The sequence below is a fragment of the Bacillus sp. P4_D3 genome (assembly GCF_056401855.1).
On record NZ_JBFUIN010001379.1, the window covers coordinates 1 to 500 of the forward strand.

Here is a 500-nt window from a genome sequence, read left to right on the forward strand (position 1 = left end):
CCCTTGTTCTTTTAATTTCTCAGGAAACGATTGAGAAATTAAAAGAACAAGGGGTTAAAGTTCTAGTTGAGCCAATCGTAAAACCGTGGGGACAAACAATTGCTTACATTGCTGACCCAGACGGTAATTATATTGAAATTTGTAGTTCATTAGAATAGAAGGAGAAAAAGAGGATGGGGTTTCCAAAATTAGAAACAGAACGTTTACTATTAAGAGAACTTACACTATTAGATGCAGAAACAATGTTCCATTATTTTTCAAAAGAATCCGTTATTCGTTATTTTGGAATGGACTCTTTCGAAAATGTTGAGCAAGCGAAAACGACTATTCAAACGTTTAGAAAGCGTAATGAAGAGGGAAGTGTATTTCGCTGGGGAATAGAGAAGAAAGGCACAGATCAATTAATTGGTACGTGTGGATTTCATTTAATTAACAATCATCATAAACGAGCTGAAATTGGTTATGAGCTAGATGATACATATTGGGGACAAGGATACGCA

2 protein-coding genes are annotated in these 500 nt (G+C 35.2%); both read left to right on the forward strand.

Annotation, left to right across the window (positions count from 1 at the left end; genetic code table 11):
• Positions 1-158 (forward strand): VOC family protein (locus AC1DTM_RS31455; protein ID WP_477001819.1); only part of this gene is annotated, 158 nt, incomplete at its 5' end.
• Between the two features lie 15 nt (positions 159-173).
• On the forward strand, positions 174-500 hold a 327-nt coding region (locus tag AC1DTM_RS31460; protein ID WP_477001818.1), incomplete at its 3' end, for a GNAT family N-acetyltransferase.